This window comes from Intestinimonas sp. (genome assembly GCF_026169115.1).
Taxonomy (GTDB): domain Bacteria; phylum Bacillota; class Clostridia; order Oscillospirales; family Oscillospiraceae; genus Intestinimonas.
Genome location: NZ_JAPFEA010000054.1, coordinates 1 through 26,027, shown reverse-complemented (window position 1 = coordinate 26,027; position 26,027 = coordinate 1). Strand labels below are relative to the sequence as shown.

Here is a 26,027-nt window from a genome sequence, read left to right as displayed (position 1 = left end):
GCCGATGGCGCAGATGACATTCCTTGACTTCTTTTCCGGCATCGGCGGTTTCCGCAAGGGCTTTGAGCTGTGCGGGATGCGCTGTGTGGGGCATTGTGAGATCGACAAATATGCCGACCGCAGTTACAGAGCCATTCATAATGTGAAGGAGGATGAATGGTATGCAGCCGACATCACAAAAGTCACCCCCGCAGAACTCCCCAGAGCAGACCTGTGGGCAGCCGGATTCCCGTGTCAGGATATTTCGGTCAGCGGCCGTCAACGAGGGATTAACGGAGCAAGAAGCGGACTCTTTTTTACGCTTGCTGAACTCGTCAAAGGCCAAAATCCTGAAAATAGACCCACATGGCTTGTCCTTGAAAATGTTAAGAATCTCCTGTCCATTCATGGAGGATGGGACTTTGCGGCCGTTCTCGATACGCTGGCCTCACTCGGCTACCATATCGAGTACGGACTTCTCAATACAAAGGATTTCGGCCCCCCTCAAAACAGAGAACGGGTCTACCTTGTCGCTTGCCGACATTCTGGAACCGGAGGTGGACCCAAAATATTTCCTGTCCCAGCGGGCTGTGGAAAAGCTCTTATCCAACTCATAGGCGGGATGCAGGGCCAGCGGGTGTATGACCCATCCGGCATCAGCGTCACGATGGCGGCCCAGTCCGGCGGCTGGGGCGGCAAGACAGGGTTGTATTTCGTTGATCTCTGTAATGGTAATCCCAAGCTGACAAACCATGCCCGGTGCATCAAGGCCAAGTATAACAGCGGGATCACCAACCGGGGCGGCGACAACTCCGGCGTGTTCTACGGCTGCCGCGCTGTCGTTACCCCGGAACGGGAAGAAAAAAGGCAGAATGGGCGGCGAATCAAGGAGTGCGGAGAACCGGCCTTCACCCTTACGACACAGGACCGCCACGGCGTTGTCTTTCAGGACTGTGAAAAATGCCCCCACGGTATGCGTGTTCGGGAGGCCACGAAGCAGGGTTATGCGGTTGCCCGCTGTGGGGACAGCATCAATCTGGCGTTCCCTGACAGCAAAACAAGGCGGGGGCGTGTCGGGAAGGACCGCGCCGGTACGCTGGAAACCTCCTGTAACCAGGGGACGCCGTTTGCGGGGTGCGGCCTGATCCGCAGGCTTACGCCCCGTGAGTGCTGGAGGCTGCAAGGCTTTAGTGATGAAATGTTTGACCGGGCGCGGGCGGTCAACAGTGACAATCAGCTCTACCGGCAGGCGGGAAACTCTGTGACCATTCAAGTGGTCTATGCCGTGGGCAGACAGATTCTCGCCGCGCAGGAGGCGTTGGAACAGGGGGAGTAAAAATGATGTTTCAAAAAGGATGGAACCCGTGGCCCCTGATGATTGGGATGGCGGTTGGTCTGACCGCCATCCTTCTTTATTTCGGGCTGTATGCCTGACCGCAGGAGGTGGTTTGAACTGGAACAAGAGAATCTGAAAGAGAAACTGGACGAAGAACTCCATAGTATAGCCAGACCGTTGGAGGAGCTGGCCCCCGGTGATTCCTACTTTGTAAAAATTCAAGGGATACTTGCCATCAAAAACGAACTGGAAAACATCCCTCTGAGTGGTACGCAGCGGGATATGCTTCTGGCGATGGAGAATGTGCTGGAACAGGCGTGGATTTTTCGAAATACGCCCGTCCCGGACCGCTGTATGAACCCGGAGAACATCAGCGAGGTGGTCTATTACTTTCTTCAGGACAAGGGCGCCGAGTATCGGTCTGGTCTGCTCTACGACCGGGCCAAGGCGGAATTTGACGCCCGCATGGAGGAAATTGCCGTTCTGCCGCCCGATAAAATATTGGATTACGCTTATGAGAAAGTCATCAAAGAGGAATTTTTATGCCAGTTGGAGGAGGGGCTGGACGAATGGGAAACGGACACCTTGCTAACCTACTCCCAGCCACTTGCAGTTTTATATACCGAATGGTTGGGGAACGACTATTCTTTCTGGGATAGAATCCAAAATACGCTGGAGGAAACGGTGGCAAAACAGGCGGCGGATCTTCGGCGCTGTGTGTTTCATGTCAATGGGGAGCCTCCCGCAGAAATGAGGGACTTTTATGATCTTCATGGGGACGAACTGACTGACTCTGGACTGGAGCCTGTCAGGGAGATTGAGCGGTGACGCCGCTCATTGTTAAGGGGGCGTTGTTCGGCCTGCTGCTCCTGTCCGCCGCTGTGTGGGATATGCGAAACCGGGAGATCCCAAACCTGATCCCGGCCCTGCTCCTTCTGTGCGGGCTGATCGGATTCAGCCCCGCCGCTTCTGTGGCGGGGCTGTTTCTGGTTGGCGGACCCTTCCTGCTGGCGGCGGTCCTGATAAAACGGGATGGGTTTGCCATCGGCGGCGGCGATGTAAAGCTGATGGGGGCCTGCGGATTTGTCCTGGGCGTCTGGCCGGGGTTGATACAGGTCATCCTTTCCCTGGTGCTGGCGGTGCTTACCGGGCTGGTGGAGTGCCATTTACAAAAACAACCGCTGTCTGCGGTGCGCCTGCCCTTGGCCCCCTTTTTCTGCTTCGGCGGTGTGGCCGCCTACTGGCTGACTGCTTTTGCACTTCAAATCTGAACAAATGGAGGTATCAAATTGAACAAGAATATTTTTCGGAGCCGGACGGTCGTCGGCGCGGTGTGCATCCTGCTGGCGGTTCTGGTCTGCTTTGGGATCACACCGCTTTTCAACGAGGGCCTAAAAGCCCAGACGGAGGCGGTCCGGGTAAAGGCCGAGGTAATCCCACGGGGGACATACATCACGGCGGACATGGTGGAGGTCTACACCAGAGGGGCCTCCGGCATGGAGGACAGCGTTGCCACCTCTCTGGATGAGGTAGTGGGAAGATACACCGATGTGGAACTGCGGAAAAATACGGATGTGAATACGGCGTGGCTGTCCTCGGAGCCATTGACGCAGTACGAGTACCTGACCCAACTGAACGGTTCCAAGGTGGCGATTTCCGTCACCATCCCCACCTTTGCCAAGGGTGGTTCCGGCAAGGTGGAAGCGGGCGATATTATCATGCTCTTTGCCACCGACAAGGACACCGGCGAAACCACCCAACCCCCGGAGCTGAAATATGTGGAGGTCCTTGCCGCCACCCAGAGTTCCGGCGCGGACAAGGAATATCAGGCGCCGGGGGAAAATGAGGAAGAAGAAAACCCAGAGGAAACCCTGCCCGCCACCATCACCCTGCTGGTAAACAGCGAACAGGCCCAGCTTTTAGCCCATTTGGAGGAATCCAACAGCCTTCACCTGGCCTTTGTCTACCGGGGTGCCCGCGCCAATGCCGAAAAGTTCCTGGCGGCGCAGGACGCCTTCTTTGCTGAACCGGAGGCAGAGTTCGGCAATAAGGGCATCCAGCCCGCTGACAGTGGGCAGCCCACAGACGGCACAGAGAAGCAGGAGGTGGAATCAGCGGATGGCGAATAAGCAGAAACAGATGCTTGCCGTATGGGGCAGTCCCGGCGCCGGAAAAACGGTCACGGCAGTCAAGCTGGCGGCGGAGCTTGCCAAGCGGAAGAAAAATGTGGTGCTGGTGTTTACCGACCTTACCGCCCCCTCGCTCCCCGCTGTGGCGGCGGAGGGGAAGCTGCCGGAGGTGTCCGTGGGCGAACTGCTGTCTGCTCCCGGCATGACGCAGGAGTGGGTATTGAAAACCTGCGTCCCCTGCGAAAAACACCCCTATATCAGCTTCCTGGGCTACAAGGCCGGGGAAAATGTGTTCACCTACGCGGAGTACAGCAAGGAAAAGGCGGTGGATATGCTGGTGCTTCTGCGGCATATCGCAGACTATGTGATCGTGGACTGCACCAGCGTCCTGACCGGGAATGTGCTGGCGACGGCGGCGCTGGAGGTGGCGGACGATGTGCTGCGGGTGTGCGGATGCGACCTGAAAGCGATCTCCTACTTTGCGTCCTATCTTCCGCTGATCGAGGACCGGAAATTCAAGCCGGAGCAGCACATCCGGGTGCTGTCCAACACCCGGCCTTATCAGGGCGGTATGGAATATGAAAACTCATTTGGCGGGGTGAAGTACTGGCTGCCCTATCTTCCCATCGTGGAGGAACAGGCGGCCACGCTGAAGCTGCTGGAACCACTTTCCGGGAAAGAGGCCAAGAGCTATGAGCCGGTCATCGCCGCCATCGCTGCGGAGGTATTCGGAGATGGCAAATAACATCGGTCTTTTTTTCAATACCAGCAAAAATACGCGCCCGTTTGCGGAGGTGCTGGCACAGGTGCAGGAGTACCTTGCCAGCAAGTATTCCACCCTGATAACCGACAACCCGGAGGAACAGCGCCAGCAGATCACCGCCTACATCGCCAAGTATCTTAATGATTACAGCCTGGGTGTGGAGGGTATGGACCACGAGGCCCTGATCGACAAGCTCTATACGGAAATGGCCGAGTTCTCTTTCCTGACGCCCTACCTCTTTGCCAGTGATGTGGAGGAAATCAACATCAACTCCTGGAAGGACACCAAGATCACCTATGCGGATGGGCGCGTGGTTCCCTCCAAGGAGCGGTTTCAAAGCCCGCAGCACGCCGTGGATGTGGTCCGCAGGCTGCTTCATAAATCCGGGATGATCCTCGACAACAGCCAGCCGGGAGTGGTGGGCCATCTCTCCAATAAAATTCGTATCACGGTTCTGGGGAATCCGCTGACCGACAAGGATAAGGGCGTGGCGGCCTCCATCCGAATTGTAAACCCCAAAAAGCTTGGGCGGGATGATTTTGTCCGCTATGGGACAGCCACTGCCGAAATGCTGGATTTTCTGGCGGCTGTGCTTCGGTTCGGACTGTCCATCTGCGTCACCGGCTCCACCGGCAGCGGCAAGACCACTCTGATGAGCTGGATTCTCTCCACCATCCCCAATGAAAAGAGAATCTTTACCATTGAAAACGGGTGCCGGGAGTTTGATCTGGTGAAGGAGGACGCCGATGGGAATGTCCTCAACAATGTAGTCCACACCGTCACCCGCTTTTCCGATGACCCCAAGCAGAACTACGATCAGGAGCGGCTTTTGGAGTTCGCCCTGACTTGCGACCCGGATGTAGTGTGCGTGGGCGAGATGAAGTCGGCGGAAGCGTTTGCGGCGCAGGAGGCGGCCCGCACCGGCCACGCGGTCATTACCACAACCCACGCCAATAGCTGCAAGGCCACCTACTACCGCATGGTGACGCTGTGTACCCAGAAATACGACATGGGCGACAAGACCCTGTATAACCTGGTGACGGAGGCGTTTCCCATTGTCCTCTTTGTGAAGAAGCTGGAGGACAACAGCCGCAGGGTGATGGAAATTACCGAATGTGAGATTTTGGAGGACGGAACCCGGCAGCTCCACACCCTCTACCGCTACCATGTGTCGGAAACCGCTGTGGAGGACGGCAAGATAAAGGTGCGCGGCGAATTTCAAAAGGTGTCTCCGATCTCGGCAAGCCTCCAAAAGCGGCTGCTGGAGAATGGGATGCCTCCCCGCCTGCTGGAACAGATCGCCGGTGGGCGGATGGACATAGACGATGGGAAGGAGGAACCCGCTTGATTGTACTGATTCTGCTGGCCTTTGCCGGTATGCTGGCCGGTATTTTCCTGCTGCTGGGCATGACGCCCTTTGAGTTTGCGGAGGACTTGACGAGATCCTTTGCCAGCCGAGAGGTGCCAATCTCAAAGAAGATTGGACAGCTCAATCACCCCAAGGAGGCTAAAGGCATCAAAAAGACGGTGCGGGAAGCCAAGGAAATGATGGTCCTGACCGGCAGGGGCGGCAAGTTTGCCGCCCTCTGCGCTCTCTCCCTGTTCCTGGCGGCTATGGGTGCGGTGATCTGCATTGTGATTCAAAACTATTTCATGCTGCCGGTTCTGGCGGCTGGCATGGGGCTGATTCCGTTCTGGTATGTCCTGTTCACCTCCCACAGCTACAAAAAGCTGATGAACAACGAGATAGAAACCGGGCTGTCCATCATCACCAGCTCCTATCTGCGCAGCGAGAGCATCATCACCGCCGTAGAGGAAAATATTCACTACCTGAACCCGCCCGTAGCCGATGTGTTCCGTGGCTTTTTGGCCGAAACCGGCATGATAAGCGCCGATGTGAAGCAGGCCCTCTCCAACATGAAGCCCAAGCTGGACAACTATATCTTTCGGGAATGGGTGGATGCCGCTATCGCCTGTCAGGATGATAAGAGCCTGAAAAGCACCCTCACCCCCATCATCGCCAAGCTGTCCGATATGCGGATCGTGGCGGCGGAGCTGGACTACCTGATGTATGAGCCGTTTAAGGAGTTCATCACAATGGCCTTCCTGCTGGTGGGCAACATCCCTTTGCTCTACTTCCTGAACAAAGACTGGTACGATGTGTTGGTGAACACCGGCTTCGGCAAGGGTATTTTAGCGGTCTGCCTGCTGGTGCTGCTCATTTCCTTTGCGGCGGTCATCCGGCTGACAAAGCCAGTGGAGTACAAAAGATAAGTGGAACTTTCCACTCCAAAATCAGGCGAGATATTTCCGCTATTTTGAGTTTACGGAAATGAGAGAACCTGATATTTCCAATTCAAAGCAGATGAAACCATTTTGCTCACCTTCCCGGTGGGCATTTTTCGTTGGAGGTGAGAATCGCGGAGATCATTCCAATCAGCTTACGTGAGGCAAACCGCTTTATTGAAAAGCACCACCGCCACAGCGGGCGGGCGCAGGGCTGTAAATTCTGTGTGGCGATCACCGATGGTCTGGGGGTGCTTCACGGTGTTGCTGTTGTTGGGCGGCCAGTCTCCCGGCATTTGGATGACGGGCAGACCGCCGAAGTGACACGACTCTGTACAGACGGCATCCCCAATGGGTGCAGTTTTCTGTACGCTCGCTGCGCCCGAATCGCCAGAGAGATGGGGTTTCAGAAGATCATCACCTATACGCTGGCGGAGGAAAACGGGGCCAGCCTGCGGGCCTCCGGGTGGTCATGCGCGCCGGGACTCCGGGGCGGCGGGAGCTGGAATGTGCCAGGCCGTCCCCGGACGGAGAGCCGGAACACTGGTCCAAAACGAATGTACTACAAAGAATTGAGGTGAAACAGGTTGTATTTGATCTTACTATGTTTCGGAACGCTCTTTGGCCTGGGAGCGTTCTTTTTACTGGCCGGGCTTCTCCGGCTGCCCACTTCCGCCAGTACAAAAGCCGTGCTGACCGTCACGAATCGGGGAAAGGCGAAAAAGAACAGCATGAACGCCATCCTGTTCGATATGGCGGCAAAGGCCGCACCTCTGGTTCGGATGGACGCCTATAAACGGCGCAAACTGGAGGCTCAGCTTAAATCCGCAGAAATTCAGATGTCCCCAGAAACCTATGTGGCGGCAGCCTGGGTCAAGGCTGGCCTGATTGGGCTGCTGGTGATTCCGGCCCTGCTGATATTCCCTATCCTGGCGCCGGTGATCCTCTTTCTGGCGATAGCTGTCTTTTTCAAGGAGCAGAAACGGGCGGATGAGATTGTCCAGCAGCGGCGGGAAGAGATTGAAACAGAGCTGCCCCGTTTTGTCAATACCGTGGAACAGGAGCTTCGTTCCTCCCGTGATGTGCTGAATATCCTGAAAGCCTATCAGCACAACGCAGGTCACGCCATGAAACGGGAGTTGGAGATCACGATTGCGGATATGGCCTCCGGCAACGAGGAAAATGCTCTGACGCGGTGGGAGAGCCGGATTGGAAGCACCATGCTTTCCGATGTGGTGCGTGGGCTGATTTCCGTCAAGCGCGGCGACAACGGCATTATGTACTTTCAAATGCTCTCCATGACCTTCAAGCAGCTTGAACTCCAAAAGCTGAAGCTGGAGGCCATGAAGCAGCCGGGAAAAATGCGGAAGTATTCCTTTATGCTGCTGGGCTGTTTCCTGCTGATGTATCTGGGTGTTCTGGGCTATGTGGTTCTGGAAGCCTTTGGAGATTTGTTCTGATGGAGGGAGGTGGCTGTTTGAGGCGGCTTCTGAAAAATAAGCGTGGTGAGGGCTTTGTGGATGTGTGTGTCCTCGTCTTGGCGGTTGCTCTGGGTCTGGCACTGGTGGTCCGCATAGCTCCAGTGTTTGTGGCGAAACAAAACCTGGATGTGTTTGCGGATGAGTTGGTGCGGACAGCGGAGATCAACGGGCGGGTCGGTTCCGCCACCAGCGCGAAAGCGGCAGATCTCCGGGAGGAAACCGGACTTGACCCTGATATTTCATGGAGCGACACCGGCAAAATTCAGCTTGGCAATGAGGTGACGGTGACACTCACCACCACCGTCAATCTCGGCCTGTTCGGGGAATTTGCGTCCTTCCCGGTCACGCTCACCGCAAGGGCCACAGGAATCTCGGAGGTATATTGGAAATGAACAGGCTGAAAACGGTTTTGAAAGACAGGTCTGGGCAGGGCACGCCCATGATTCTTGCGGTGGTGGTCTGCTGTCTGATTCTGGCCTGCGTAGTGTTTGAATATATGCGGTTGGTGATCGTGGCACAGGGCGTCCGGGATTCCGTTCAATCCGCTATCGTAGCTGTGGCAACGGAGAATTGGGATGAAGCCTACCCCGGTCTGCGGGAAGGGTATTCGGGCGGCTACCAGCTCTCCGGTTCGTCCTGGACGCAGAATGTGACCACCGGGAATGTATATGACCGGCTACAACAGGTGTTGGGCCTGGTGTATGAGGATGGGCGGTATCTGAAATACGCGGGGCCGGATTTGGAATACCGCTTTTACGATCTGCACATGGAGTTGGAGAACGCCCCGCTTGCCCCCTCCGCGCCAGCAGGGATTACCCAGCTCAATGTGACAGGAACGGTCACGGTGGAGGTGCCCCTTTCCTTTGGGTTCGGCCATCTGCCGCCCATGCAGATCACTATGAAGCTGAATGCCAAATATGTTCCTCGGTTTTAGATTTTGTCTATTTCTGCCTGGCGGTTTTCCATAGCGCAAAAAATGTTTGTGTGTTCTTCCACCTGGACGCCGATATTGTGCAACTGATATAATGAGAGCGGGGGAATACATTGATTTTTTGATATAATTTTACCTTGAAGGAGGATTCCAGATGAACGCAAAAAATAAGAAGTTGCTTGCCATTGTCGGTGTGGCGGCGGTGCTGCTGCTCGTGATCGGCGTTTCTGTGTCTATGCTCGGCAAAGGCGATCAGCCAACTGGGACGGACCCGGCCGCTGCCCCCACGGATGTTACAACGGAAGATGTGAGCCAGCCCCCGGAGGAAGAAACTACGACGCCCACAGTGGAGGTTCCCGATGTTTCCGCGCCGGAAAACACCCCCGCGCAGGAACAGGCTGATCCCGTCCTGGATGTAGAGCGGGAGGATCAGGTGGATGTTGATTTGACCAACAGTGAGAAAAAGCCGGAAAGCACTCCACCACCTGCCCCGTCCCCGGAGGAACAGCAGGCGGCCAGCGAGAACAATGAGCCGATTGTTTCTGATCCCGCTGCCAATCAGCCCCAGAACGGAGATACACAGAACGGCGCTATTTACATCGAGGGCTTCGGTTGGATTCCCGATGAAGGAGGCAGCTCTGTTGGGATTCCGGTTGGTAATGATGGAGATGAATTGACCGGAAATCAGGTTGGCAGTATGGGCTAATATCGCATTAAGAGTACGGCAGAAGTGCCGTACTCTTTTTGTGCCCTTTTTCAAAAATCAGCAGACTGGAGGTGCGCTTTTGAAACGGATTTTTACCTTCCTTTTGAGCCTTTTGCTTATCCTGGGCATTTGCCCTATGAGTGCCCTGGCCGATACCGGAGGCAGCGGGAATGTGGACGGCGGTGGCGGCAATATGGGACAGGGGACCTCGCAGAACTCATGGAATCCGGGCATGGATGGAGTAAGAGTTACCGTGGTTTACTCCGAAACGCAGAAACCGGCATCCGCTTCTATTGACTTAACAAGCAAGACCCCCGCAATTAAAATCCATTTCGGCAAGGTATCAAAAATCCAATATAGGGATGGAAGCTCTATCTCTCCGACAACAAGCAGCTATGTTTACTACAATCCTGCAATTACAATGCCGAGGATCATCAGCACCGGCAGTAGCAAGGCGAGTATTGAAGCAATTAAGAAATATTTTTGTGATGAAATCATTGTCCGTTATATCGCAGAACTTACGGGTATTTCTTATGGTGATTTGATAACGGGAAAGTATAAATTGTTTTTGGAGCCAATCGCCTACTTCAAGCACAATGGAGTTATGTACGCCATGACCGCCCATGAAGCGGCCCTCTACGATAACCTGACGGGCGGCGCCCTGCGCAGGACCATGACGAGCCTGACCCATAAAAACCTTCCGCTGGCGATGTACCTTGAATATTCAGATTTGGGCTTTGCAGCCTATTCCGGCGCCACCAACAAAACCTGCTCCAATGACACAATCATCGCCTACCTGGGTATGGGCATTGTCCGGTTTGAGGAACAGCCACCGGAACAGCCGGAACCCACCGACTATGATTACGAATACCGGATAGATACTGATGTGATAACGCCGGTGACGCTCTATGCCGGTTCTGAGATCAACCCGGATGGCCCCGCTACCGTGACCTTCACCATCAAGGGCAGCACCTACCGCATGAGCAATATCGTCATCCCGGAGGGGGACAGTCAGCTTGCGTGGGTGAAGTGGCACACCCCATCCGAACCACAGGATATTATCATCACGGTACGCACAAACCGGGGGACACTTAGCCAGACCATCATCAAGGCAAAGGTGGTCGATCTTTCCGGCAACGACCCGCCGGACCCAAAAGCCACTGACACCGCTGGAAGCTGGCGGCCCAGCAGCATCCCCAGCCGGGAGGAAAAGTCCTACGCCGCATGGAGCGTGTGGTGGGCGCAGTGGCACCCGTATTGGGTGTGGCACAGCACCGGCGATGGTGATGGATATTGGGTGGATGAGGGCTGGTATGATTTCTTCCGGGACAACTATTCCGCCTCCGTGACCGCCACCACGAGGATTGAACCGGATGAGAAGGTGCCCACAGCGGCCGGGGACACCATGAAATCTGGCTATGGCGTGAGCAACACTGTTACCGCCACGGTCAGCACATCGGCGCCCATGTCCCACTACACCTACGGACAGACGGCGGTTTCCTACTTCCCGGAATTTAACTATTCGATTTACTGGCGCTTATTGGAGCAGCTCTCCAGCGGAAAAACAGCCCGGTTTCAGTTTGCCGAAAACATTTACAGCACCTACAAGCAGCGGGTCCATTTTTCGCCGGTGTGGTTCCCCGATGGGAACTATACGGTCAATACCCATGTGATGGATATTTGGACTCCGGCCGGGATGCTCTGCGCCAATCTCACCGATTCCGTGTCGATCAGCGGCTCCCTCTATGATGATTGGCATATCGCACCGGGCAACCCGTAAGGAAAAGGAGAATGGATATGAATGACAACAGAACGATTCGGATTATGGTCTTTGAACCTGGGCAGGCACCCTATACGGCCATGCTGGAGGATTCCCTGGAACACCGGCAGGAACTTGTGGGCGGGGATATTGAGTGTATCCCTCTGCCCTGTGAAACAGTTCTCTGCTGCAATGCGACTGGAAAGCTGGCAGGGCTGCCGAAAAACCGTCAGTACGGGCCGGATACCATCTGGGGAACCTTTTTCCTCTATGGCGACACCTCGGAGGGACGAGGTGTTTCTTTGACCGAGGAACAGATCGCCTATTTTCGAGATTACTTTACAGAGCCACGGCCTTCTGCCGTGACCTTTGAGGTGCAGTCAGCGAAAGACATGGAGGAATTTCTGCGGCTGTTGTTCGGGAACCGGAAAGGTGGTGGTTCAAAATGAGCAAGATGTTTTCTGTCGTAACCCTGTCCTCTGAATATGGAATGTGGGTGGAATACTTTGCCGCTGGATGTCCTGACTGTGCGGATGACCTTCTGGATGATACTGTTATCCGGGATGACCTTGCAAGCCAGCCCAAAGACAGCACAATTTGTGTAGAGGTAGAAACCTATCTCTATGGCGAAGGAGAAACGATACGGGCCAGTGAGGAAGATTTGGCCGATCTCAGCCGTCGTTTTGACGCGCTGCGCGAGGCCAGTCAGCTTGACCGGATTGGCGCCCACAGCTTTTCCTTTCCTCTGGATTCTCTTTCTCTCGATTTTGCCGAAGATCAGGAGCCGGAGGAATGGGAGGACGAGGATGATTTGGAACTGTAAACTGCGGCAAGGAAAGCGAGGTTGATAGGTTGCTGCTGCCAATCATTATGATTTTGGTATGCGTACTGCTGGGAGGCGGTACGCTTCTTTTTTTGAAATTCTCAGAAAAGCGCAAGAAGGCCAAGAGCAGGGATAAGGAAGAACTGGCGCAGATGACCGCCAATGAGTTTGTCAATGTCAAGGACATTCGCGGGAGCTTCCTCTACACCCGTGACGGTATGGCACTGGCGTACCTGAAAATATTTCCCATCAGCACGGAGCTGTTCAGCAAGAATGAAAAACGGCTGATTGCCAAGCAGCTCACGGCCAGCTTGTCCAGCGGCCAATACCCGTTTCAGCTTTTGGCGGTTTCCCGCCCGGTGGATATTTCTCCCCTGATGGCAGAGCTGTCCTCCACTCTCACATCTTCCTCCAATATCAAACAGAAGGAATTGCTGAAGCATGAGATCGTGGAGATGGGTGGGTTTGCCCTCTCCGGCGAGGTGGTGGAACGACAGTTTTACATCAAAATCTGGGACAAGGCGGTTGACGGAATAGAGCGAGAGCTGCTTCAAAAGCTGAAATATCTGTCCGGCTATTTTGCCGACTGCGGCATCCAGAGCGAGATTTTGGAGCAGCAGGACATTGTACGGCTGTGCAATCTGGTGAATAACCCGGCCTATGTTCATTTAGAGGACGCCGGGTTTGAAGCAGCGATCCCGATTTTAGAAAGTGTAGGTGTTGTTTAAGAATGAAGCACACCCGGCAGGATTTGAACATCATGCAGGGTTGGAGCCTCGAAAAAAAGATCAAAGTATCGCAGATGAAAATATTGGAATGGTACAGGGAGTACAACGGGCAGGTCTTTACCAGCTTTTCGGGCGGCAAGGATTCCGCGGTACTCCTTGATTTGGCACGGCAGGTCTGCCCGGATATTCCCGCTGTGTATGTGGACACGGGGCTTGAATACCCCGAACTGCGCGATTTTGTAAAAACGAAAGACAATGTGATTTGGCTTCGCCCACGCTATCCATTTACTCAAATTATTGAGAAATACGGCTATCCAGTCATTTCCAAGGAGGTGTCCGATGTGATTAGCGGCGCACGGAAGGGTCAACCCTACCGCCTGGCCCGCCTGAACGGTGAATTGCTGAATAAGGACGGAAAGAAGTCGATCTACAACTGTGAGAAGTATAAATATCTTCTGGACGCCCCCTTTGAGGTTTCAGCCCGGTGCTGTTACCACATGAAAAAGGCCCCGTTGAACAAGTTTGAACAGCAGTCCGGGCGGCATCCTATTACGGGAGTGCTGGCCTGCGAGAGCAAGCTGCGGGAACAAAAGTGGCTGCAATTCGGCTGCAACGGATATGAGCGCAAGCGCCCCCTCAGTCAGCCCCTTGCTTTCTGGCGGGAGGAAGATATTCTGCGGTATCTGAAAATGACCGGCATCCCCTATGCCTCTATCTATGGGGATATTGTGGAGGTCAAAAAGAAGAACGGCACCTCGACTCTGAAAACCTCCGGCGTTTCCAGATCGGGGTGTATGTATTGTATGTACGGCGTTCATCTGGAGCATGAACCGAACCGTTTTCAGCTCATGGAGAAAACCCATCCCCAACAGTATCACTACTGCATCCATGAGCTGGGGCTGGGTTCTGTGTTGGATTATATCGGTGTGCCTTACTCGTGTCACTGATTTGGAGGTGTATCATTGTTAGGAACCAAGAAGAAAGAAGAAACGCTCCCTGTCAATGAAGCGTTGCTGAATGTCATTACCCCGATGGGACTGGAAATCAAGCGGAACAGCCTTGTGATCGGTGAAAACATGGGAAAAGTCTACGGGGCGGTCCGTTATCCCCCAAAGGTGGAGATGGGCTGGCTCTCCAAAATCACGAATATCCCCAGCACCATTGTTTCGGTGGGGATTACCCCGATTGACAACAGCACCCTGATCTCTGCCCTCTCCAAGAGCATTGTTCAGCAGCGGGGCGCCGCCGACAGCGCCAAAGACCCACTGACCCGTCAGCGGGCGGAGAAGGCCGCCGAGGACGGGGAGCATATCATGCAGAAAATCGACCAGGAGGGCGAAACCGTCGCCATGATGTCGCTCACGGTGATGCCGGTGGCACAGGATGAAGCGACCTTCTCCAAAATCTGCCGCCGTGTAGAGAGTGCGTTCAGCGTTCAGAAATGCAAGGTCCGTACCCTTGCCAATCTGCAAAAGGAAGGGTTTCAGAGCATTTCACCCACTTACCCCGCCAATGGGACGGTGGACAGTATTGTTTCTCGTATCATCCCAATGAGTACCTTTGTGGGTGGGTTCCCCTTCGCAAGCTCTGGTTACAGCGATGGCCGGGGCTATTATTTTGCCAAGGACAGCAGCGGCGGGCTGGTGATCCTGGACCCCTGGACACGCGGGAACGACCGCACCAACAGCAGCTTCGTTGTCATGGGTGTGGCCGGTATCGGCAAAAGTACCGTAGTCAAGCACATCATGCTCTCGGAGTATATGAAGGGGACGAAAATCCTGTGTATCGACCCGGAATCCGAATATAAGGATATGTGCCGGAACCTGAATGGAAGCTGGCTCAATGCGGGAGGCGGCAAGAACGGTCGCTCCAACCTTTTGCAGATCAGGCCGGCGCCCCGTGACGATGAGGACGAAACTGACAAGCTCTATACGGATGAAGGAAATGGAATGTCCGACATGGCGCTCCATATCAAAACGCTGGAGATCATTTTCTCCCTGTATCTGCCGAGCCTGACCGATATGCAGAAGGCCGTCCTGAAGCAGACGGTCATTGAACTGTATCATCAGTTCGGCATCTTCTGGGACACAGACATTCGCCAGCTCAAAGCAGAGGATTTCCCCATTATGGAAGATCTGCACAGCCTGATTGAAACAAAGGCCGAGGCCAACCCTGACAATCCGGTGTTTCGTGATCTCGCCATGCTGCTGTATGACGCCGCCAAGGGCAGCGACAGCTTCCTTTGGAACGGGCACAGCACGCTGGAGGCCGACTCCCATTTTGTCTGCCTGGATACCCACAGCCTGCAAAACGCCGCGGACAACATCAAGCGGACGCAGTATTTCAACCTGCTGACCTAGTGCTGGGAGCAGATGAGCAACAATCGCGGGGAGCGTGTGCTTCTGGTATGCGACGAGGCATACCTGATGATTGACCCGCAGGTGCCCCAATCTTTGGCCTTTCTGCGAAATGTGGAGAAGCGATCCAGAAAGTATGAATCCGCCCTGGCGATCATCTCCCACTCGGTGGTGGACTTTCTGGCGCCGGAGATCAAGATGTACGGGCAGGCCCTTTTGGACATTCCCTGCTACAAAATCCTGATGGGCTGCGACGGCAAAAACCTTCAGGAAACCACAGACCTCTACAACCTGACGGACGCCGAGCAGGAGTTATTGGAGAGCAAGCGACGGGGCCACGCCCTGTTCCTGGTTGGCTCCAAGCGGCTTCATGTCAATTTTGAGATTCCGGCCTACAAGTTTGCCTACATGGGCAAGGCGGGTGGCCGGTAGGCGCACCACGGCGGCCGGGATGCTCCCCGGTCGCCTTACTTATTCACGAACAGGAGGCGTTTTCTGATGAACCATGCGGAACGGTATGAGTCTTTGATAACCAAGCTGTCCTCGATGCGCTGGCGGGGTGGAGAACTGGACTGCTCTTATCAGGCGGCCCTTTATCTGATGGCATCCCATCCGGTTCTTGCCGAAAAGGTAGAGCGGTATTTTTCCCCAGGCGGGATCGACTTTGGCGGCCTGATGAAGAAAGAAGAATTTGACTATGACTGGATGAAGATGACAGCGGATGCGGCCCGCAACCTCTTTTCCTGGAACAGCAAGTGCGCCGCCACACCCTTTGAGATTTCCCGGATGCCCGCCCCAGCCATCCAAGCCCTTTTTACTTCTTTCTTTATTGCAAACGGGGATTATGCAGTGTCTGTGCGTGAGAATGAGGACGGGAAAAAGGAGTTCGTCATGGATGACAGCGCAGGGCGGGAACGGGAAAAAATCCGCCAGCAGTTCGACCAGATGCTGGCGGACATAGGCGCGGAAATGGACTGATTGGAGGTGTTGTTTTGGCGATTGATCCGTTGACGGCAAAGCTGCTGGCACAGGCGGCGGCACGGGCGGCGACCGATGAGGAAAGCCGCAAGAGGACGCTCCTTCTCATTCTGGCCCCCATTCTGAGCCTGCTACTCCTGATTGCCTTTATCCTGTACTTGATTACCAGCCCTTTCTCCATGTTGTCCCAATGGCTGGTAGGCGATGAAGTGGGTGTGGTGGAGAATTTTCAAAAAGAGTATGGCTACAACCAGCAGCTCGGCATTTATGAAAAGGACTACATTGAGGGCAGCGGCCAGAGCTATGAGGGCGTGGTCTTTACCGATGGCGGCCGGGAGGTGATCTACTACAATCAACTGGATGAGCGGTGGGCAGATACCATGTACGGCACCTCCGGCACGATTGGCGAGGCCGGGTGCGGCCCTACGGCGATGGCGATTGTCACATCTACCCTGACCGGGACGCCCCACGACCCGGTGGAACTCAGCGAATGGGCCGTAGCCAATGGGCACCGCTGCGAAGGGAACGGTTCTTATCACAGCCTGATCCCAGCCGCCGCCGAAGCCTACGGCCTGTCCTGGGAGAGCGTTCCCCCGGATAACCCGCAGGCGATGGTGGACGCCCTGGCAGATGGGAAATTGGTTGTGGCGATCATGGCAAAGGGACACTTTACCAGCTCCGGGCATTTTATCGTCCTGCGCGGCGTGACTGCGGAGGGAAAAATCCTGGTGGCCGACCCTGCCAGCCGCAAGCGGAGCGAACAGGAATGGGATCTCTCTATTATTCTGGATGAAGCCAGAAAAGGAGCCGCCGCTGGCGGTCCCTTCTGGGCGATTTTCTAAAGGAGCATGATATGAACAACCGAAACAAGCTGATTGAATTGTTGATCTACATCGCCATTGTACTGGTTGGCGTTGTCCTTTTGCTGACAGGAGAACCGGAAAGAGCGGTAGAAAACATGGATATGGGAGGTACATCGTATGCTGCTGTACTTGACGAGTAATCAGAAAAGCGGGCTGATCGACGGCGTGACCCGTGAAATGCTCATGCCGTCCAAAAAGCTGGTTGGAAAATTCAGCCTGAAAAGTTTTGTCACCAAGGATATGCGCAACTATGCCACAGCAAAGTTCTTCCTGATTGACGCGGCCTGTATTGAGGAAAGCGGCGAGGACTTCACCCTCGCTCTGCGGTCCTTCCAGATGATGTTTTCTGCCCGTATCATCGTGATCCTGTCCGGCTGTGAGGATATGAGCGGCTGTATCCAGCGGCTTTTGTCCATCGGGGTGGTGAACCTGATTACAGCGGAAACGCTGGAGGACGCCGCCGATGAGCTGAAAGAGGCGCTGTCCGATGAAGGGATGCAGCGGTATGTGACCCCAACGCCGGTGTCAAGCCAGCCGGAACCCCAACAGGAACCGGCGCCGGAACCGGAGGACGAGATCACCCCCTACCGCTGGAACGCCCAAAATGTCCGTATTGCCGTTGCCGGGGCGCAGCGCAGAAGCGGCGTGACGGTGACGGCGTTCAATCTGGCGGCGTGGCTTGCGGCCAGAGGCGCGGAGGTGGCCTATATTGAGGTCAACACTAACCGGCACCTTCAGCTCCTGCTCAATGTCTATGAAGCGGCCCCCACCGGCGAACATTACACGATTGACGGGATTGACTGCTACCTGACCAATGAGCCGGACCGGGACTATCAGTTTATTATCTACGACTGCGGCGTGATGCAGGCACCTACCTCTGCGTTCCGGGAGGCGGATCACCGGCTGTTGTGCGGGAGCGTCCTGCCCTATGAGATTCCGGCCTTTCACAAGGCGCTGGAGGGCTGCTGCGGGCTGGAGGTGCGCCCAGTGGCCATCAGTGTGCCGGGAGAGTTCCGGGAATACTGCCGGGAGCTGTTCGGCGGCGAGTTGGAAATGGCGGAGATGTCCCATGACCTGTTTGCAGACCGGATCAATGGGAGGCTGTATAAGCGCCTGGTGGAGCCGTATATCTTGGGAGAGCGGCGGCTGTAACAAAGAGAATATCAGAATGGGAGGATCACAGAATGGCAAAGTTTGAATACATGGAGAGGGCGTTTTCTTCTGAATTGCGGCCGAGGGCGCGGCTGGTGCTTCAAGTCCTTGTCCTGCATTGTAACAAGGAGGGCGAGTGTTTTCCCTCCATCAAGACCATAGCCGCCAAGTGCGGCTATGGCATTTCCACGGTCAAGCGGGCGCTGGACGAGCTGGTGGAAGCTGGCTACATTGTCAAGCAGGCCCGGTTTGACGAGCGCAAAAACGGCGGCCAGACCAGTAATCTCTATACCCTTTGTGCCGAGGCGCCGCAGCCGCCCGAACCGGAGCAGCCCACCGAACCGGAACCGCCTATGCCGGACGAAGAAGCAGATAAACCCGAAGATAGCCTTTCTCCCATGTTGGATTCCACACCTGGGGAGCAGTCCGCCTTTTTTCTTTTTCCGGCTTATTCCTTTGCCAATGGGCTTGAAAGAAAGACCGGGCGGCATTTTTGCCGCCCGGATGCTGTGTGGACTGGGGGGCAGTCCATTTTTGTACCCCCTTGAACCGTACAGGGGAACAGATACTTACCGATGAAAAGAAAAGTAATAGACCTTCCTCAAAAACGAAAAATAAAAGCAGGGGCCTCAGCCCCCGCCTTGTCAGGATTGCAGCCGGTTGATAAAGCCGATCAGCATGATTAGATCCTCGTCCTTCAGTGTTCTCATGCCGTCCAACGCTTTTTTCATAAGCTGTGGGTTAACTTCCTCGGAATCGAAGAATTGGAGCGGAGTGATCTCGAAATATTCACAGATATTGAGAAACTGCTTCATGGATGGGAGTGCCCGGCCGGAAGAAATCGCCTGGATGTAGCTGCGGTTTTGCCCTAAGTCCAAGCTCATTTGATATTCTGACACACCTTTTTTCAGCCGCAGTTCCGTGATCCGGCTGCGGATAAATGCCTCATCCATACTTTCACCTCACTACCCATTAGCATAGCAGAAAGGTTTTCTGGATAAGGAACATTGATTGTGTTATAATTCTCCATATACCGCTGCTTATGACACATTATTTACGCTGTTTTAGCTTTGTATGCGTGTAAAAGAAGAAAATGTATGGACAAGAGGGTGATTCTATGCGGCAGACTGCCTGCGCCGTAACAGGGCACCGGCCGAGCCGGTTCAAGTTCAAATACAGCGAGGACTATTCGCTGTGCAAAAAGATAAAGCGGGCTATGTTCGAGCAGTTCAAGAGGCTGTACGATGAACAGGGGGTGCGCCGGTATTATGTGGGCGGCGCCCTGGGCGTGGATATGTGGGCCGGTGAGCTGATCCTGCGGCTGAAAGAACAGCCGGGCTATGGGGATATAGAGCTGGTGGTGGTGCTGCCCTTCGAGGGCCACGATGCCAAGTGGGATGAGCGGAGCAAACGCCGGATGGACTTTCTCCTGCGGATGTGTTCCGACTGCGTGATTGTGGGGAAAGAGGACTGCCGGGAGAGCTATATCAAACGGAACTGCTACATGGTGGATCATGCCGACTTCCTTGTAGCAGTTTATGACAATGAGCGGAGTTTACGGTCTGGGACAATGCAGACGGTGAGATATGCAGAAAAAGGAAAACTCGCAATTATGCTTATAAACCCCGATACAGCAGCAGTCAAAAATGGGACAAAGGATTACTAATATTAAGAAAATGTCAGCATTTATACTCTATTGCAGCTAAAGATTATGTGTTACAATCTTAAAGTGTAAAGTTGCAACTTATGATAACATAACTCATATCCGCGGAGGCTGGTTATGAAAAACATTATAGGCGAAAAAACGCGCATTATGATAGTTGACGATGATAAAGAAATAAGAGAGGTTATTTCAGTTCTTCTCTCAAATGAAAATTTTGAAATAATTGAGGCTGGGTCTGGTGAAGAAGCATTAAAAGCTCTGTCAGCCAACATTGATTTGATTATTCTTGATGTAATGATGCCTGGTATATCTGGGTATCAGGTAAGCCGGGTGATTCGTGAGTTATCCAATGTGCCGATTCTGTTCCTGACCGCAAGGACTCAAAGTTCCGATCTTGTGCTGGGATATTCCTCCGGTGGTGACGATTACTTAGCCAAACCGTTTTCCTATCCTGAGCTGATTGCTCGCGTGAAAGGACTACTGCGAAGATATACGGTCTATCAAGGGAAGAAAGTCCATACAAGAAAATCCGAGTATATCGAATGGGGAGAGCTGCGTATTGACTGTTGCCGCAATATGGCGTGGAAATGCGGGAAAGAGCTGGAGTTGACCTCAACAGAATATCGCATATTGCGTCTGTTGCTCGCCCATCCCGGTCAAGCTTTCTCAGCTCAAAATATATATGAAAGCATTTGGGAAGAACCGTTTCATTCCGGGGATAGTAATTCCATCATGGTTTTCATCCGTCGGCTGCGGAGCAAAATTGAGGATGACCCTCACCATCCTGTCCACCTTGTAACGGTGTGGGGAAAGGGGTATCGTATTGAATAAGTTGGCAGAATGGATTTCCAAAAGATTAGGTATAAAATTACTGACGACCGCAGCAATCGCATTTGCCATCGCATGGTTTGGGCATTATTTGATTTCTAATGTGGCGGCTGAAAGGTTTTTCTACGATGCCAAGTTTGACGCATATTGGGAGGCCAAGAGTGCATCAGCCGTACAAGACTTTCAAGAATATGTAACAGAAAACAATCTCTCTATGAGGGATGCCTTGACAGATACGAGGTGGAATAAGGAAAACTCTGATATTATTTTGTTTACAGCGCCAGCTTTTCTTTATGAAGAAAGGCAATCAAATCTGGATGAAGAAGATAAATACGAACCGATCAACTGTTCCGACGGCTTCATTTATGCCACTTCATACTCTCCGGGAGATTCCTACTTCTTCTGGTGGGACACCGCTGGTATCATAATTAGCATTTTGATGTTTCTGGGAATTGTTATTCCGTTTACAGTTTATACCATACACCGCATAAAAAGACTCTATCAACAAGTCTTCCTGTCTGCTCAATCGGGCAGAAACAGGCGGATTGAAGTCGGCGGCAGGGACGAAATCGCAGAATTGGGGAATGAAATCGAATCTATGAGAACATCTCTGCTAAGTTTGTTGGAAAATGAGGAACAAATGAGAGCTGATAGCGATCATCTGGTCGCCGCGCTTTCGCACGATATTCGGACGCCTTTGACTAAGCTGACTGGCTACTTGGAGATATTGATTCATAAAAAGAATCTGACGGATACGGAGTATGAGGCTTATCTGATAAAGGCCGCAGACAAGGCCCGCCAGTTGAAAGTATTGACGGACGAGCTATTCCACAAATTTGTTGTAAATCGCAATAGCGAAACAAACTGTTTTCAAGAGCTGGTTGATTGCGGGCAGTTTCTGAACCAACTGCTGTATGAGGAATGCAGCGAACTGGAGGAAGATGGGTTCCTTGTGGGGCAGCTTCCCATGTTTGGTTCGGAATGTTTTTGCCGCCTGCATATTGAGGACATCCGCAGGGCATTCGATAATATTTTTTCTAATCTGCGGAAATACGCAGATCCCCAGGTTCCAATTATAATTACAATAGCGGATGAACAGGAACAGATTTCTGTTACGATTGAGAACCATAAGAGGAAGTGTCCGGCAGATGCCGCCAGCCATAAGATTGGCCTGATGACGGTCAAGACACTGGTGGAGCGGAATGGCGGATCAGTGGACATAGAGCAGAATGCTACATTTTTTTCCATTCGGCTCTTACTCCCCAAAATGAAGCACCTGAGATTAGGGAAAAATATGCAGATACTGGATATGTAGATCTTTCGAGTAACTTTATATTTTATACCATAGCTCATGGACATAACTCGTTCTTTTTGCTGTATAAAATTATTTATGGAGGAATCTTCTTTGTAATCCTTTATTACGCGTATAAATATTTTTCGTCAAAGCACAAATAGTGTGACTATTGGTAGGAAGCCAGAGGCTGATCTTTGCTATTAGTCGCTGGCGTTTTCTTGCAAAAAGTAAGAATTATTAAGAAGTTGATATGGTGGAAAGTAAGAATTGAGTTTTATACTGGTTGCAAATTATGTTAAGGTGGGATGCGCTATGAGTAAAGAGAAAGACAGTTCAAACATCAAACAAGAAAATTTGTCTGCCTCCGACAACAGAAATAAAAGTGACTTGTCTGAGTATACAGCCGTAATGCTCATGTTCATCGCCATTACTTCCTGCGGCCTGATTACCGGGGCAGAAACTAATCAAGGTGTAAACGCCATGTTTGGCGCGGCCATCGCCGGAAATTTTTTCAGTGAATGGAGATCCAGCAGAAAGAGAACGGACCTTCTCATTTGGGCAATGAGCGGTTTAGGGGCTCTCATAGCATTGGCTTCTGCGATTATCAATATGCTGGACGGCGCAGCATGAGCGGAAAGTCAATGTCTGAAGGCGGGAAGATTTGCTTGTTTTTCAGAACCATAGGAGGATTTGCAGATGAAATGTTTAGATTGCGGGATGGAAATGGAACAGGGTACCGTCGAGGGCATCGGGCAGGGCGGCGGACACTGGTACGAGTTCACTTCCAATGAGGAAAGGCAGAAAACAGGGATCAAAGGCTTCTTCACAAGAAAAACCGTCAGCGTTGAAGCAACCGTTTTAGACTATCCCGCATGGCACTGTCCGAAATGCAGGAAAGTACTGATGTGGATGGAGTGCAAAGAGTAATCATTGTAAGTGATATAAGTTGCAGTCCCCTGCTGGTGCTTAAAATTAGAAAGGTGAGATAAATACGATAAATGATTTAATGTATATAGAGCTGAAAACAGGTTATTCCGATGATGGTCCGGCTTGGATCGGATATGTGAAAACCTCAAAGAGCAAGAAAACGATTTACTTTAACGACCACGCCTTTCAAAAGGCCATTGGATGCTACGCTAACTATGTCGATATAGAAAATGGGGACGAATACTGGATTTCCGGGCTTAAAAAAGCGGAGAGCAACCGTCATTGGGCTGGCCGGGGGAAAATTCTGATTGACCGCTGTGCGGTGCCGGAGTATTTGGCCCTGATTGGGGAACCTAAACTCCCGGCCAACCTGTTTGAAGTAGTAGATCTGGAGGACTGTTTTCCGGTGGAACGGGTTCGCCAGCTTTTGAATTGTGGAACTGTGCAAGAGGCTGATTCATGATTCAGGTTCACACTCGGAGGGTCCAGCATCAGAAAGGGTATGAGTGATAGCATTGAAGTCTGAAAAATATCTGCATATTCACGATTGGAACTACTGGTGGTGTGTTTACCGCTGTGCGGATGGATGGGATGCTCCCGATGCTGCGGAGTTCAGTCTGACCGAGGGTGGAGCTGGGGAGGACTTCTTTTTTCACTTTGACTTCTATAACCTGCCCGCGCTCCATCAGACGATTCAGGACGGCGAGTTTATGGAGCCGGAGAGTCCGGATCATCCCAACTTTTTGAAGCAGGCCGAGCGGCTCAGGAATGGTGAGCAGGATTGGTTCGTCGGGGCGCTGTACTATCCGCATTTTTCGCCGGATCTGGCTTTCTGTAATGCTCCAGCCAGGAGCAGTGTCCCGCTGACACAGTTGATTTCCCCGGCTGTACCACCCTATTACGGGGTGATCTTTCTCCGGGAGGAGCGGCCCCTGTCCCCGAAGGTGCTGACGCATTGGGTGGAACGGTTATCCCAACCTTTGTTTGGCGTACCGTTTTCCTGCACCTTTGCCGATATTCCCACTCGGCAGATGGCAATGAAAAATTTTGAAGAAGAAATGAGGGGCTTTCATGGAACAAATCCCGAAACTTGACTTTGAGACGCTTGACACATTTTTCGGCAGCCATGCACCTTTCCTAATCTCCATGTCCGACGGGCTTCAGGAGGAACTGCGCCTTGTGATTGCGGCGGCGGAGATCGGGCCTGTTGGCGGGCGCATTCCAGAGTTTCATGAATCTGACGAAGCCACCAGACAAGCACTCCATGAAATATTGGCTAATACCAGCCCAATAGAGATTAACGAGCAGTGCGTTTACGAGATCTGTTTCCACGAATATATTCTCTACCAAGTCAGGAATGAATCTTTCTGTTCCTATGATTCTGATGAAGTAGGCCGGGGGAAGTATATGGTCCTGTTTGAAAAATCCAAACTGCTGTCGAGTCTCAGCGACATTACAGATGCACAGCAACTTGAGGATGGAAGTTTTTATCCGGGAAAGTGGGTACACTATCGCATCAACACCCAATGCCATATCATTGATATTATATCCCATTGTCCGCCCACGGTATCACTTTCTTCTTTGGATGCGGCCAAAACATAAAGTAGACGGTCTTACCATGAAATTTTCGTACTTTGTCTAACGCCCCCCAAGTGGGACTGCTTTTTCTGTTAGAGGTGCCATCAAATGGTCTGTTGCGAATTTGTTTATTTATATCATATCCTCCGGGAATATCTGTCAAATAAACAAGAATTTGTGGGGTGACAACATGAAAAAAAGCACGAATAGAAATAATGAAATGATGTATGGAATGTGCATTGGTGTTGGTGTGGGAACTGCCCTAGGCATGGTATTTAATCATACTATATTAGGAATAGCCATAGGACTTGGAGTAGGAATGTTTGTTGGGGCTCTTATTTCTAATAAAAACGATGATGACATCGAGTAGCAACTAAAAAATAGAAGCCAAACGCGCAAAAGGCTTTGAGATGTTTAGCGGCATGGAGGCTGGTGGATATATCGTTACCCTAAAGGAATATACAGTCCGGCCAGCAGGAAAAGAAAATATTACTTATCAATTGTCCTCTGTTTAGGAAAGAAATGAGGGTCCTTTAATGGAAGAAAACTTTGTATTTCAATGCACTCCTCTGGAACCGGACGCCCTGGTCCCCCAGGTAAGTCAGGCTTTGGAGGTTCGAACGGAGTTCGTTTCCCGTGCAGTCTGCCCCAAGCTGTGGGCGGTGACCGACCGGCTGAACCGGACGAAAAAAACTCCCGCAGCGCTTCGGGACAGACGCCGCCGAAAGGGGCAGATCCTGGGGCTGGTCAACTGGGGCATGGCGCTGCTATTGCTTCCCACAGCGTTTCTCACTCCAGACTCGCTCCTGTTAGCCATTTTAGGTGGGTCATGCCTTGGTATCGGTGTAGTAGATCTCTGGCGGTATTTGCCGAAAACGCTGGGTATCCTTAGCCTATTGGCCGGAATCTTTTTCCTCATGACAGCGCTGGGCGATCCCGATGAGATGGCGATCCTGGTATATCTGGCCGCCCAATATTTGATCGTCGCCCTGGCATCCCTACTTGTCCGCAGGCGGTGTGACCCCTTCGAGCGGGCGGCTCGAAAGGCACTTGCGGGCAGGGACCGTGCCGACTTTGCGGCGGGCAAGGCTGACATACAGGTCATCTTTTCTGAAGAAACGATGACTGTGAACACATCATGGAATGTGTCCGCCCAGTTTCCATACACTGAATTCAAACCCGTCTTCGCGACGCAGGATCTGCTGTTGGAGATCATCGACAAGCGATTCCTGATTTTGCAGAAAAAAGATCTGACCGCAGGAACGGTTTCTGACCTGCGGGACTTTTTGAAGGAGCGGGTGGAGCACTGGGTCGAGATCATCGACAACGGGCTTCTGGGCCCCTGATGATATAAACACCTACCGGATCGGGGGCTTTGATATGACGCTGTTTTCTTTGAACCTGACGGATCTTGCGCTGTCGGATAAGACGCATCGGGAGGACTTCTTCATCGGTCTGTTTGGGAC

At 52.8% G+C, this 26,027-nt stretch carries 33 protein-coding genes and 1 pseudogene; 33 read left to right on the top strand and 1 reads right to left on the bottom strand.

All coding sequences use genetic code 11. The features are described from left to right. Positions 1-4: 4 nt before the first annotated feature. The 23 genes and pseudogenes from Q0Y09_RS05230 to Q0Y09_RS05120 all read left to right on the top strand — a co-directional run bounded on the left by Q0Y09_RS05230 (position 5) and on the right by Q0Y09_RS05120 (position 18,819). Positions 5-1,315 carry a DNA cytosine methyltransferase gene (locus Q0Y09_RS05230; RefSeq protein WP_297718634.1) on the top strand — a complete coding sequence of 437 codons (1,311 nt, stop codon included), beginning with the start codon at positions 5-7 and terminating at the stop codon, positions 1,313-1,315. 90 nt (positions 1,316-1,405) lie between these two features. Further along, positions 1,406-2,143 carry a DUF3848 domain-containing protein gene (locus Q0Y09_RS05225; RefSeq protein ID WP_297718632.1) on the top strand — a complete coding sequence of 246 codons (738 nt, stop codon included), beginning with the start codon at positions 1,406-1,408 and terminating at the stop codon, positions 2,141-2,143. Next, positions 2,140-2,586, top strand: coding sequence for an A24 family peptidase (locus tag Q0Y09_RS05220; RefSeq protein WP_297718629.1), 447 nt, complete (start codon positions 2,140-2,142; stop codon positions 2,584-2,586). The genes Q0Y09_RS05225 and Q0Y09_RS05220 overlap by 4 nt, the downstream gene beginning before the upstream one ends. Positions 2,587-2,604: 18 nt before the next feature. After that, entirely contained in the window at positions 2,605-3,444 is an 840-nt protein-coding gene (locus Q0Y09_RS05215) for an RcpC/CpaB family pilus assembly protein (protein ID WP_297718626.1), read from the top strand. Continuing rightward, the gene (locus Q0Y09_RS05210; RefSeq protein ID WP_297718623.1) at positions 3,434-4,189 is read left to right on the top strand and encodes an AAA family ATPase; all 756 of its coding nucleotides are present in this window, start codon (positions 3,434-3,436) and stop codon (positions 4,187-4,189) included. Before Q0Y09_RS05215 ends, Q0Y09_RS05210 begins: the two co-directional genes overlap by 11 nt. Next, positions 4,179-5,555, top strand: a complete 1,377-nt coding sequence (locus Q0Y09_RS05205; protein WP_297718621.1) for an ATPase, T2SS/T4P/T4SS family — start codon at positions 4,179-4,181, stop codon at positions 5,553-5,555. The genes Q0Y09_RS05210 and Q0Y09_RS05205 overlap by 11 nt, the downstream gene beginning before the upstream one ends. After that, on the top strand, positions 5,552-6,481 hold the full coding sequence (locus Q0Y09_RS05200) for a hypothetical protein (RefSeq protein ID WP_297718618.1): 930 nt from the start codon (positions 5,552-5,554) through the stop codon (positions 6,479-6,481). The genes Q0Y09_RS05205 and Q0Y09_RS05200 overlap by 4 nt, the downstream gene beginning before the upstream one ends. A 137-nt stretch (positions 6,482-6,618) precedes the next feature. Further along, a complete protein-coding gene (locus tag Q0Y09_RS05195; RefSeq protein WP_297718739.1) occupies positions 6,619-7,074 on the top strand; it encodes an XF1762 family protein in 456 nt (151 codons plus the stop codon). Positions 7,075-7,080: 6 nt separating this feature from the next. Then, positions 7,081-7,953, top strand: coding sequence for a secretion protein F (locus Q0Y09_RS05190; protein ID WP_297718615.1), 873 nt, complete (start codon positions 7,081-7,083; stop codon positions 7,951-7,953). A 17-nt stretch (positions 7,954-7,970) separates the two neighbouring features. Beyond that, positions 7,971-8,366, top strand: a complete 396-nt coding sequence (locus Q0Y09_RS05185) for a DUF4320 family protein (protein ID WP_297718612.1) — start codon at positions 7,971-7,973, stop codon at positions 8,364-8,366. Next, a complete protein-coding gene (locus tag Q0Y09_RS05180; RefSeq protein WP_297718609.1) occupies positions 8,363-8,908 on the top strand; it encodes a hypothetical protein in 546 nt (181 codons plus the stop codon). The genes Q0Y09_RS05185 and Q0Y09_RS05180 overlap by 4 nt, the downstream gene beginning before the upstream one ends. Positions 8,909-9,059: 151 nt before the next feature. Beyond that, positions 9,060-9,611 carry a DUF6550 family protein gene (locus tag Q0Y09_RS05175; protein ID WP_297718605.1) on the top strand — a complete coding sequence of 184 codons (552 nt, stop codon included), beginning with the start codon at positions 9,060-9,062 and terminating at the stop codon, positions 9,609-9,611. Positions 9,612-9,690: 79 nt separating this feature from the next. After that, on the top strand, positions 9,691-11,391 hold the full coding sequence (locus Q0Y09_RS05170) for a hypothetical protein (protein ID WP_367184353.1): 1,701 nt from the start codon (positions 9,691-9,693) through the stop codon (positions 11,389-11,391). Between the two features lie 17 nt (positions 11,392-11,408). Next, the gene (locus tag Q0Y09_RS05165; RefSeq protein ID WP_297718602.1) at positions 11,409-11,819 is read left to right on the top strand and encodes a DUF3846 domain-containing protein; all 411 of its coding nucleotides are present in this window, start codon (positions 11,409-11,411) and stop codon (positions 11,817-11,819) included. Continuing rightward, complete coding sequence (locus Q0Y09_RS05160; protein ID WP_297718599.1) at positions 11,816-12,193, top strand: hypothetical protein; 378 nt, start codon at positions 11,816-11,818, stop codon at positions 12,191-12,193. Before Q0Y09_RS05165 ends, Q0Y09_RS05160 begins: the two co-directional genes overlap by 4 nt. 29 nt (positions 12,194-12,222) lie before the next feature. After that, positions 12,223-12,921 carry a hypothetical protein gene (locus tag Q0Y09_RS05155; protein WP_297718596.1) on the top strand — a complete coding sequence of 233 codons (699 nt, stop codon included), beginning with the start codon at positions 12,223-12,225 and terminating at the stop codon, positions 12,919-12,921. A 2-nt stretch (positions 12,922-12,923) separates the two neighbouring features. After that, on the top strand, positions 12,924-13,868 hold the full coding sequence (locus tag Q0Y09_RS05150) for a phosphoadenosine phosphosulfate reductase family protein (protein ID WP_297718593.1): 945 nt from the start codon (positions 12,924-12,926) through the stop codon (positions 13,866-13,868). A 15-nt stretch (positions 13,869-13,883) separates the two neighbouring features. Then, positions 13,884-15,710 (top strand): annotated as a pseudogene (locus tag Q0Y09_RS05145) (VirB4 family type IV secretion system protein). A 66-nt stretch (positions 15,711-15,776) separates the two neighbouring features. Then, a complete protein-coding gene (locus tag Q0Y09_RS05140) occupies positions 15,777-16,256 on the top strand; it encodes a hypothetical protein (protein ID WP_297718591.1) in 480 nt (159 codons plus the stop codon). A 14-nt stretch (positions 16,257-16,270) separates the two neighbouring features. Further along, positions 16,271-17,098, top strand: a complete 828-nt coding sequence (locus Q0Y09_RS05135) for a C39 family peptidase (RefSeq protein ID WP_297718588.1) — start codon at positions 16,271-16,273, stop codon at positions 17,096-17,098. 11 nt (positions 17,099-17,109) lie between these two features. Further along, positions 17,110-17,259: a hypothetical protein gene (locus Q0Y09_RS05130; protein ID WP_297718585.1), complete on the top strand. Its 150-nt coding sequence runs from the start codon at positions 17,110-17,112 to the stop codon at positions 17,257-17,259. After that, on the top strand, positions 17,237-18,271 hold the full coding sequence (locus tag Q0Y09_RS05125) for a hypothetical protein (RefSeq protein WP_297718582.1): 1,035 nt from the start codon (positions 17,237-17,239) through the stop codon (positions 18,269-18,271). Before Q0Y09_RS05130 ends, Q0Y09_RS05125 begins: the two co-directional genes overlap by 23 nt. A gap of 32 nt (positions 18,272-18,303) precedes the next feature. Further along, positions 18,304-18,819 (top strand): helix-turn-helix domain-containing protein, encoded by a 516-nt coding sequence (locus tag Q0Y09_RS05120; RefSeq protein ID WP_297718580.1) that lies wholly within the window; start codon positions 18,304-18,306, stop codon positions 18,817-18,819. Between the two features lie 96 nt (positions 18,820-18,915). On the opposite strand, the gene Q0Y09_RS05115 is transcribed toward Q0Y09_RS05120, so the two are convergent. Then, on the bottom strand, positions 18,916-19,224 hold the full coding sequence (locus tag Q0Y09_RS05115; protein WP_154250064.1) for a helix-turn-helix transcriptional regulator: 309 nt from the start codon (positions 19,222-19,224) through the stop codon (positions 18,916-18,918). Positions 19,225-19,388: 164 nt separating this feature from the next. Between Q0Y09_RS05115 and Q0Y09_RS05110 the strand changes: the two genes are divergently transcribed. The 10 genes from Q0Y09_RS05110 (at position 19,389) to Q0Y09_RS05065 (ending at position 25,907) form a co-directional block, all read left to right on the top strand. Next, complete coding sequence (locus Q0Y09_RS05110; RefSeq protein ID WP_297718572.1) at positions 19,389-19,937, top strand: SLOG family protein; 549 nt, start codon at positions 19,389-19,391, stop codon at positions 19,935-19,937. 114 nt (positions 19,938-20,051) lie between these two features. Then, complete coding sequence (locus Q0Y09_RS05105) at positions 20,052-20,765, top strand: response regulator transcription factor (RefSeq protein ID WP_297718568.1); 714 nt, start codon at positions 20,052-20,054, stop codon at positions 20,763-20,765. Continuing rightward, positions 20,758-22,077 carry a HAMP domain-containing sensor histidine kinase gene (locus tag Q0Y09_RS05100; protein ID WP_297718567.1) on the top strand — a complete coding sequence of 440 codons (1,320 nt, stop codon included), beginning with the start codon at positions 20,758-20,760 and terminating at the stop codon, positions 22,075-22,077. Before Q0Y09_RS05105 ends, Q0Y09_RS05100 begins: the two co-directional genes overlap by 8 nt. Before the next feature lie 291 nt (positions 22,078-22,368). Continuing rightward, positions 22,369-22,686: a DUF6442 family protein gene (locus Q0Y09_RS05095; RefSeq protein WP_297718564.1), complete on the top strand. Its 318-nt coding sequence runs from the start codon at positions 22,369-22,371 to the stop codon at positions 22,684-22,686. A gap of 66 nt (positions 22,687-22,752) precedes the next feature. Then, positions 22,753-22,983: a PF20097 family protein gene (locus Q0Y09_RS05090; protein ID WP_297718561.1), complete on the top strand. Its 231-nt coding sequence runs from the start codon at positions 22,753-22,755 to the stop codon at positions 22,981-22,983. A gap of 79 nt (positions 22,984-23,062) precedes the next feature. Beyond that, entirely contained in the window at positions 23,063-23,446 is a 384-nt protein-coding gene (locus Q0Y09_RS05085) for a mannose-1-phosphate guanylyltransferase (protein ID WP_297718559.1), read from the top strand. 52 nt (positions 23,447-23,498) lie between these two features. After that, complete coding sequence (locus Q0Y09_RS05080; RefSeq protein ID WP_297718556.1) at positions 23,499-24,077, top strand: hypothetical protein; 579 nt, start codon at positions 23,499-23,501, stop codon at positions 24,075-24,077. Then, the gene (locus Q0Y09_RS05075; protein ID WP_297718553.1) at positions 24,055-24,585 is read left to right on the top strand and encodes a hypothetical protein; all 531 of its coding nucleotides are present in this window, start codon (positions 24,055-24,057) and stop codon (positions 24,583-24,585) included. The genes Q0Y09_RS05080 and Q0Y09_RS05075 overlap by 23 nt, the downstream gene beginning before the upstream one ends. Positions 24,586-24,751: 166 nt before the next feature. Then, entirely contained in the window at positions 24,752-24,931 is a 180-nt protein-coding gene (locus Q0Y09_RS05070) for a hypothetical protein (RefSeq protein WP_297718550.1), read from the top strand. Between the two features lie 166 nt (positions 24,932-25,097). Further along, positions 25,098-25,907, top strand: a complete 810-nt coding sequence (locus Q0Y09_RS05065; protein WP_297718547.1) for a hypothetical protein — start codon at positions 25,098-25,100, stop codon at positions 25,905-25,907. Positions 25,908-26,027 lie beyond the last annotated feature (120 nt).